This window comes from Sinomonas sp. (genome assembly GCF_051955515.1).
Taxonomy (GTDB): domain Bacteria; phylum Actinomycetota; class Actinomycetes; order Actinomycetales; family Micrococcaceae; genus Sinomonas.
This window is the reverse complement of sequence record NZ_JBQCGQ010000141.1, coordinates 1-7876: the sequence shown is the minus strand read 5'-3', so window position 1 is coordinate 7876 and position 7876 is coordinate 1. Positions and strand designations below refer to the sequence as shown.

The 7876-nt window shown below is 67.0% G+C and carries 8 protein-coding genes; 7 read left to right on the top strand and 1 reads right to left on the bottom strand.

Annotated features, from left to right (window positions below; translation table 11 throughout):
- On the top strand, positions 1–281 hold a 281-nt coding region (locus ACTHL9_RS07820), incomplete at its 5' end, for an SDR family NAD(P)-dependent oxidoreductase (protein WP_440518284.1).
- Positions 282–337: 56 nt separating this feature from the next.
- Positions 338–1597: an Nramp family divalent metal transporter gene (locus ACTHL9_RS07815; protein ID WP_440518283.1), complete on the top strand. Its 1260-nt coding sequence runs from the start codon at positions 338–340 to the stop codon at positions 1595–1597.
- A gap of 43 nt (positions 1598–1640) precedes the next feature.
- Here ACTHL9_RS07815 and ACTHL9_RS07810 read toward each other — a convergent pair whose 3' ends face one another.
- On the bottom strand, positions 1641–2804 hold the full coding sequence (locus ACTHL9_RS07810) for an FAD-dependent oxidoreductase (protein ID WP_440518282.1): 1164 nt from the start codon (positions 2802–2804) through the stop codon (positions 1641–1643).
- A gap of 206 nt (positions 2805–3010) precedes the next feature.
- Between ACTHL9_RS07810 and ACTHL9_RS07805 the strand changes: the two genes are divergently transcribed.
- The 5 genes from ACTHL9_RS07805 (at position 3011) to ACTHL9_RS07785 (ending at position 7725) form a co-directional block, all read left to right on the top strand.
- Positions 3011–3229 (top strand): heavy-metal-associated domain-containing protein, encoded by a 219-nt coding sequence (locus ACTHL9_RS07805; protein WP_440518281.1) that lies wholly within the window; start codon positions 3011–3013, stop codon positions 3227–3229.
- Positions 3226–4116 (top strand): heavy-metal-associated domain-containing protein, encoded by an 891-nt coding sequence (locus tag ACTHL9_RS07800; protein ID WP_440518280.1) that lies wholly within the window; start codon positions 3226–3228, stop codon positions 4114–4116. The genes ACTHL9_RS07805 and ACTHL9_RS07800 overlap by 4 nt, the downstream gene beginning before the upstream one ends.
- Positions 4117–4141: 25 nt before the next feature.
- Positions 4142–6463: a heavy metal translocating P-type ATPase gene (locus ACTHL9_RS07795; protein ID WP_440518285.1), complete on the top strand. Its 2322-nt coding sequence runs from the start codon at positions 4142–4144 to the stop codon at positions 6461–6463.
- Between the two features lie 29 nt (positions 6464–6492).
- Positions 6493–6765 carry a YHS domain-containing protein gene (locus tag ACTHL9_RS07790; protein WP_440518279.1) on the top strand — a complete coding sequence of 91 codons (273 nt, stop codon included), beginning with the start codon at positions 6493–6495 and terminating at the stop codon, positions 6763–6765.
- Positions 6766–6990: 225 nt separating this feature from the next.
- Positions 6991–7725, top strand: a complete 735-nt coding sequence (locus ACTHL9_RS07785; protein WP_440518278.1) for a GntR family transcriptional regulator — start codon at positions 6991–6993, stop codon at positions 7723–7725.
- The last annotated feature ends 151 nt before the right edge of the window (positions 7726–7876 follow it).

The window sequence follows — 7876 nt, the reverse complement described above, 5'->3', positions numbered from 1 at the left end:
TCGTCATGCTCGCCAAGGGCGCGGCCATCGAATGGGCCCGGCGGAACATCCGGGTCAATGTCGTCGCCCCCGGCCTCACCGCGACCCCGGTCATCGAAGCGTCCTTCCAGCGCAGGGCCGACCCCGAGGCCACCCGCCGCCCGCGCGAGGCCTCCATCCCGCTCCAGCGCCTCGCCACCCCCGAGGAGGTCGCCCACGCCGTGCTGTTCCTCGCCTCCCCGGAGTCCTCCTACATCACCGGGGCCGTCCTGCCGGTCGACGGCGGCTACACCGCCTCCTAACACCCGCCCTGCACGGTCCCCGAGACAGAGGAAAATTGGTCCGCAGCATGAACAGGATGGCTCAAGACACTCCGACCCGGGTTGCCGGGGGCGGGGCGCGGCGCTTGGCCGGGAGCCTCGGCCCTGCCTTCGTCGCCTGCATCGCCTACGTCGACCCCGGCAATGTCGCCGCCAACCTCACGGCCGGTGCTCAGTACGGGTACCTCCTTACGTGGGTGCTCGTGATCGCAAACGCGATGGCCATGCTCATCCAATACCAGTCGGCGAAGCTCGGCATCGTCACGGGGCGCACTCTCCCGGAGCTCCTTGGCCAACGCCTGGGCCCGCACGGCCGCCGCCTCTACTGGATCCAGGCCGAGCTGGTCGCCCTCGCGACAGACCTCGCGGAGGTGGTGGGCGGTGCGATTGCCCTCCAGCTTCTGTTCCGCGTGCCCCTGCCGTTGGGGGCCCTCATCGTGGGGGTCGTCTCCCTGGGCATCCTCGCCATCCAGGATCACCGGACGCAGCAGCGCTTCGAACTGGCGATCGTGGGCCTCCTTGCCGTGATCACCATCGGATTCCTCGCGGGACTGATCGCCAGCCCGCCCTCGCCCGCTGGGGTTGCGGCCGGCCTTGTGCCGCACTTCGAGGGGCATGAAACGCTGCTGCTCGCCGCGTCGATGCTTGGCGCAACGGTCATGCCACACGCGATCTACGTGCACTCAGCGCTCTCCCGAGACCGTCATCGCAGCGATCCCCACAAGCACGTCCCAGCGGCGGCCGTCACCCGACTCCTGCGCGGGACACGACTGGACGTCGTCATCGCCCTGGGCATCGCCGGCGTCGTCAATGTCGGCATGCTCCTCCTCGCAGCCTCCACCCTCGGCGGCAAATACGGCACTGACACCATCGAAGGCGCGCACGCTGCCATCACCGCGACTCTCGGGTCGCTCGTAGGAACCGTGTTCGCCATCGGCCTCCTGGCAAGCGGCCTCGCCTCGAGCGCCGTCGGTTCCTACGCCGGAGCGACGATCATGGACGGCCTGCTCCGGCGGCGCATACCGGTGATCCTTCGGCGAGCCATCACGCTCGCGCCGTCTGTGCTGCTCCTCGCCCTCGGCGTCGACCCGACCCTCTCGCTTGTGGTGAGCCAGGTCGTTCTGAGCTTCGGCATTCCTTTCGCCCTCGTTCCGCTTGTCCGGCTCACTTCCGACCGGAGACTCGTGGGGCCGTTCGCGTCTTCACCTCTCCTCACGGCCGCCTCCTGGGCGAGCGCGGGACTCGTCATCGCGCTCAATCTCGCGCTCCTGTGGCTCACGGCAATGCCCGAGGCCTGACGATGCAAACGGTCCTGAGCCGGTTCGCTCCGCTCCCCCGGCCTCAGACGATCGACGATGCCGCCTGGGCCAGGGCTGGGCCGGCGTTGAAGCCGGCAACTCCAGTCACAACACCATGCGCATCCACGAACTCGGTCAGCATGGCATTGGGGTGGGCCGGCTCCGTCGGCCAGACGGCCGCGCGCTCCGATCCGCTGGGCGACCGCAAGCCCCGCACAGAGATGGTTGAGCCGAACGCACGAAGGTTGAAGCCCGTCGTCGGCCGATAGGGCCCCGGGTCTTCGGCTCCCAGGAAGTCGTGCAGTATCGTCCGAGCGGCATGCTCGCCCTGAGCTATCGCCGCGTTCCAATGGTCGGTCGTGAGCCTCATACCGTCAGAAACCATGTAAGCCGCGCTTCCGGCCGCATACCACCCCCGCTCGCCGGTGCGCAGGCGGTCGTCCACACGGATCCCCTCCGGCGAGCCCGTCCAGGCGGTCGCAGGGACCGATCCATGTGCGACGATGACTGCGTCGACCTCGACTGAACTTCCGTCGGAGAGCGAGAGCCGGGCGCGGGCGCCGCACGAGGCGATGGCCTGCACGGTCGTTCCCAGCCGCAAATCCGTCCGCTCCCGGAGCAACGCGGCCAACCGCGGGGATATCTCAGTGCCAAGCGCGGCCTCGAGAGGCAAGACAGACCTGCCCACCAGAACAACTTCGGCACCCGCGGCCACATAGTGGCTCGCCAACTCGGTGCCCGAGAATCCAGCCCCTATCACCGCTACGCGTCGTCCAACCGCCTGAGGGATCGACTCCTGGAGTGCCTCCACATCATCCGCCGTATGGAGGCGGTGCAGTCGGACGTGCGAAGGGACACTGATGCCATTCAAGCTGCGCGGCACCGCTCCAGACGCAATCACCACGGCATCGGCGGTCAGACGCCTGCCGTCGCAGAGTTCGACCGTCCTCGTGTCGAAGTCGGCGGCCATCGCTTCGCCTGCCGTCACCGCGACTTCCTCGATGGGCGGAAGGGCGATCTGCTCTCTCGTGAGAAGCCCAGGTAGCAGGGCCTTGTCGAGCAGTGTCCGGTCGATCGGCCCCCCCGGCTCGGCGTCGACGATCTGGATCGAGCCTGCGAGCCGGCTCCTGCGCAGCTCTTGGGCACAGGCGCGTCCCGCAGCTCCCCCGCCCACTACGAGGACAGTTGGAGGAGTTCCTTCCGGCATCGAAGCACCATCTTCCTTCAATAAGTCTTGAAATACACGGGCGACTGTTGGATTGTAGACAAAGTTTAGCGTAGGCAGGTGCATCTCCAACAGCCACTCCTCTCCGCACCATCTCTTGTGTCAAATACCCCCCCTAGGTATAAGATAAGGAAGAAATATACCCCCTTGGGGTATCTGTTATTCCCCCGGAAGGAAAAGAAGCTGTCATGAGCACCACCGAGTACGAGGTCACCGGAATGAGCTGTGGGCACTGCGAGATCTCCATCCGCAAAGAAGTCGGCCAGATCCCAGGGATCCAGGGGATCGAGGTCAGCGCCGCGACCGGACGGCTCGTGGTCAGCACAGGCTCCGGGACGCCCGCCGACGACGCCGCTGTGATCGCTGCCGTGGACGAGGCCGGGTACGTGGCTGCGCGCGTCGGATGAACACCGCTACTCGCCTCGGCTTGTACACGGCTGGCCTGGCCCTCGCGTTCGGCACCGCGTTCACCGTCGCGGGCGCGGCAATCCCGAAGACGGCGGTGGCCGAGGGGATGGCGGCCGCCGCGCAGGCTCACGGCAGCCACGACTCGATGGGAGACATGGGAGACGCCGGTACCCCCCATGGCGTCGCCCTCGCGGCAGGCGGCTACCAACTCGGTCCCGTCCACGCGCCCGCCGAGGTTGGCTCCGCAGGCACTCTCTCCTTCACGATCGACGACGCCGCCGGGCATCCGCTGCGTGACTACGCGACGTCACACGAGAAGGAGCTGCACCTGATCGTGGTCCGCACCGACGGATCGGAGTTCCGCCACGTGCATCCCCAGCGCACTCCAGACGGCACGTGGACGATCCCCTGGACATGGGAAGAGGCGGGCAGCTATCGCGTGTTCGCCGATTTCGTCCCCGCGAGCAGCACGGACTCGGTCACGCTCACCCGCACGGTCGACGTCGCCGGGCCGGTCACGCTGGCCGCCACGCCTTCCAAGGCGCGCACCGCGCGCGTGGACGGGTTCGATGTGACGATTGCGGGCGACCTCCGCGGCGGGGCCTCGTCGGAGCTCACCGTTTCGGTCGCCAAGGACGGCGCCCCGATCACCACCTTGCAGCCCTACCTCGGTGCGTTTGGCCACCTTGTGGTACTGCGCGACGGCGATCTCGCCTATCTGCACGTCCACCCCGAGGGCGCCGATCCCCAGGCGGGCCAGCTCGGCGGGCCGACCGTGAGGTTCGCGGCAGAAGCGCCGTCCTCAGGCCGCTACCTGCTCTATTTCGACTTCCAAATCGACGGCGCCGTCCACACTGGAGCCTTTGTGCTCAGTCAAGATCATTGAGCCCTTCATGCAAGAACGGATCACGATGTCCACGACCGCAGCACCGACCGAACCTCCACGTTCGAGCTACGAGCTCGAGATCGGCGGCATGACGTGCGCCTCCTGCGCCAACCGGATCGAGAAGAAGCTCAACCGAATTGACGGCGTCGAAGCGAGCGTGAACTACGCCACGGAGAAGGCGAAGATTCTCGTCCCCGAGGGCTACGACCCCCAGCTGCTCATCATCGAGGTCGAGAAGACCGGCTACACGGCGGCCTTGCCTGTCCTTCCCGAGCACGCGGCACCTGCGAAGGAGGGCGAGGGGCCCGACCCTGAGCTCCGGGACCTGCGGAGGCGCCTGGTCGGATCTGTCGCGCTTGCGTTACCGGTCATCCTCATGGCCATGGTCCCGGCCCTCCAGTTCACCTACTGGCAATGGGCCTCCCTCTCCCTTGCCGCCCCGGTGATCCTGTGGGCAGCCTTCCCCTTCCACAAGGCGGCCTGGACCAACCTGCGCCACGGCGCCGCCACCATGGACACCCTCGTCTCCGTCGGCACGCTCTCAGCGTTCCTGTGGTCGCTGTACGCGCTCTTCCTCGGGACCGCCGGGACGCCGGGGATGCGCCACCCGTTCGAGCTCTCGATCGGCGCGACCGACGGCGCGGGCAACATCTACCTCGAGGTCGCCGCAGGCGTGACGATGTTCATCTTGGCCGGGCGCTACTTCGAGAAGCGCTCCAAGCGCCAGGCGGGCGCTGCCCTGCGCACTCTGCTCGAAATGGGTGCGAAGGACGTCGCCGTGCTCCGCGGCGGCGTCGAGACCCGCATCCCAACAGAGCAGCTCGCGGTCGGCGACGAATTCGTCGTCCGCCCCGGGGAGAAGATCGCCACCGACGGCGTGATCCTCACGGGCACCTCTGCCGTGGACGCGTCGATGCTCACCGGGGAATCGGTGCCCGTCGAGGTCGGTCCGGGCGATGCCGTGGCAGGAGCGACCGTGAACGCCAGCGGGCGCCTGGTCGTGAGTGCCACCCGCGTGGGCGCAGACACCCACCTCGCCCAGATCGCCCGGCTCGTCCAGGACGCCCAGTCCGGGAAGGCCGAGGTCCAGCGCCTGGCCGACCGGGTCTCCGGCATCTTCGTCCCGATCGTCATCGCCATCGCGGTGGCGACCCTGGGCGCCTGGCTCGGGGCTGGATTCCCGCCGGCGACGGCGTTCACGGCTGCGGTCGCGGTGCTCATCATCGCCTGCCCCTGCGCCTTGGGCCTTGCCACCCCGACGGCGCTTCTGGTCGGCACAGGGCGCGGCGCACAGCTCGGGATCCTGATCAAAGGCCCCGAGGTGCTCGAGTCCACCCGGCGCGTCGACACGGTCGTGCTCGACAAGACCGGAACCGTGACCACTGGCCGGATGACCCTCGTCGAGGCCGCTGCCTCCGGGACTGATCGGGAGGAGCTGCTGCGTCTCGCCGGGGCCCTCGAGGACGCCTCCGAGCATCCCATCGCCCAGGCCATCGCCCGCGGCGCCACTGAGGAAATTGCTGCACCCCTGCCCGAGGTTCAGGGCTTCCGGAACATCGAGGGCAAGGGCGTGAGCGGCGTCGTCGACGGCCACAGCGTGATCGTGGGCCGCCAGAGCCTGCTGGACGAATTGGCGGTCGCGTCCGATCCCATGCTCGACGAGGTCAGGCGCACCGCCGAATCGCGCGGCCAGACCGCGGTCCTGGCCGCCTGGGACGGCGCAATCCGAGGGGTACTCGTCGTCGCCGACCAGGTCAAGCCCACCAGCGCCGAAGCCGTGCGGCAGTTCGGGGCCCTCGGCCTCACCCCTATCCTGCTCACCGGAGACAACGGGGTCGTGGCAAGGCATGTCGCCGCAGAAGTGGGTATCGACCAGGTCCTCGCCGAGGTGCTACCGAGCGAGAAGTCCGCCGTCGTCGCCCGTCTCCAAGGCGAAGGCCGGACGGTAGCAATGGTGGGCGATGGCGTCAACGACGCCGCCGCCCTAGCACAGGCCAACCTCGGGCTCGCGATCGGCACCGGCACCGATGCGGCGATCGAGGCGTCTGATCTCACCCTCGTCAGGGGCGATCTGCGCAGTGCGGCCGACGCGATCCGCCTCTCCCGGCGCACACTCGGCACGATCAAGGGCAACCTCTTCTGGGCGTTCGCCTACAACGTCGCCGCAATCCCGCTCGCCGCCCTCGGCCTGCTCAATCCCATGCTCGCCGGCGCGGCGATGGCGTTCTCGAGCCTCTTCGTCGTCGGCAACAGCCTCCGCCTGCGCTCCTTCAAGAGCCATGCGGTGGACCAACAGCCGCCCACCCTCGACCGCACCCCGCGTGCGGCCGAACCGATGAGCGCCTGACCATCCGCAATCAACGAAAGGAAAGGCCCATGTGCGAAGCACACAACCATGATTCCGCCACCGAGGAACAGTCTCACTCCGAGCATTCCCAAACCGAAGAGCACTGCCACTCCCACGGCGCCGCGGTCGCCGATGACGCCACCGCCGAGTGCCCGGTGATGCGCGGCAACTACGTGGACAAGGAAGATGCCGAGGCTAAAGGCCTCATCCGCGACTACGAGGGCAACCGCTACTACCTCTGCTGCGCCGCCTGCGAACCCCTGTTCGACGCGGACCCAGAGACGTACCTCGCAGCACGCTAAGGGCCAGCAGGCCCGAAGCGGATTCGGGTCGGGCTTGGCGACTGCACTGTGAACGGTAGGGGGAGCACGGGCCTCCCCCTACCGTTCGCCCTCTTAGTTCATATCGCCCGATTGTCAACTATGAACAATCTTGCTAAAGTGTGAACTGAATTTGGCACCATCTGTGAGCACTGCGGCTGGGCGCTGATGTGAGGGATCTACCAGTATGAACTCGAGGAGGGTTCCGTGAACGGGGTACAGACACTCTCTGCGATCGCCACCAGACCGACCGCGGTCATCATCGCCGACCAGCTTCGCGAGGGAATCATAGAAGGCGTGTTCGAACCGGGCGATCAGATCAATGAGGCACAGGTCGCCACTCAGCTGAACGTCTCCCGTGGGCCTGTGCGCGAGGCTCTGCACAGGCTCATGCAGGAGGGCATTCTGATCGGCCGTCCGAACCGGGGCGTTTTCGTGCGGAAACTGACCGCCGACGACGTCATCGAGGTCTACCAAGCGCGCGAGGCGATCGAGCTCGCAGCCGTGTCGATCCTCACGGGCAAAGATGCCACCTCCCGAGCAGCCGTCACCGAACAGCTCAATCAGGTGATCTCGCGGATGCGGGAGTCCGTCGAGACTCGTGATTGGTCCGCGTTGCACCGCTCCGACCTGGAATTCCACACGGCGCTCGTCCGAGAGGCCCGCAACACGCGGCTGGAGCGCGCGTATGCGACCCTCGCCACAGAAGCCCTCATCTGCATGGCGCACCTCGTGGATGCACATCCGGAACCTGGCCACGTGCTGCAGAAGCACCAGGAAATCGTGGCGCTGCTCGAAGCCGGGGATCTGCCCGCGCTCCACGACACGCTTCGTCAGCACCTGTCCCTCAGTGAGGACGAGCTGCGGCTGCCCGACGACGTCGAGCAGCCCCCGTCGTCCGCTGATGCTCTGACAGCTCCGGTCCTTCGATCGATCTCATAGACGACGGACTGTGTTGGGAACGAATTATTGAGGACCAAATACGAAAGACTAGAAGAGAAGAGGGCCGGTCGCCCCGCCCGCTTATCTTCTACGCTTCTCTTACTTGATGATTTACTCGAAATTACTGACGACGGGCGGCGGCCCGGTGGTT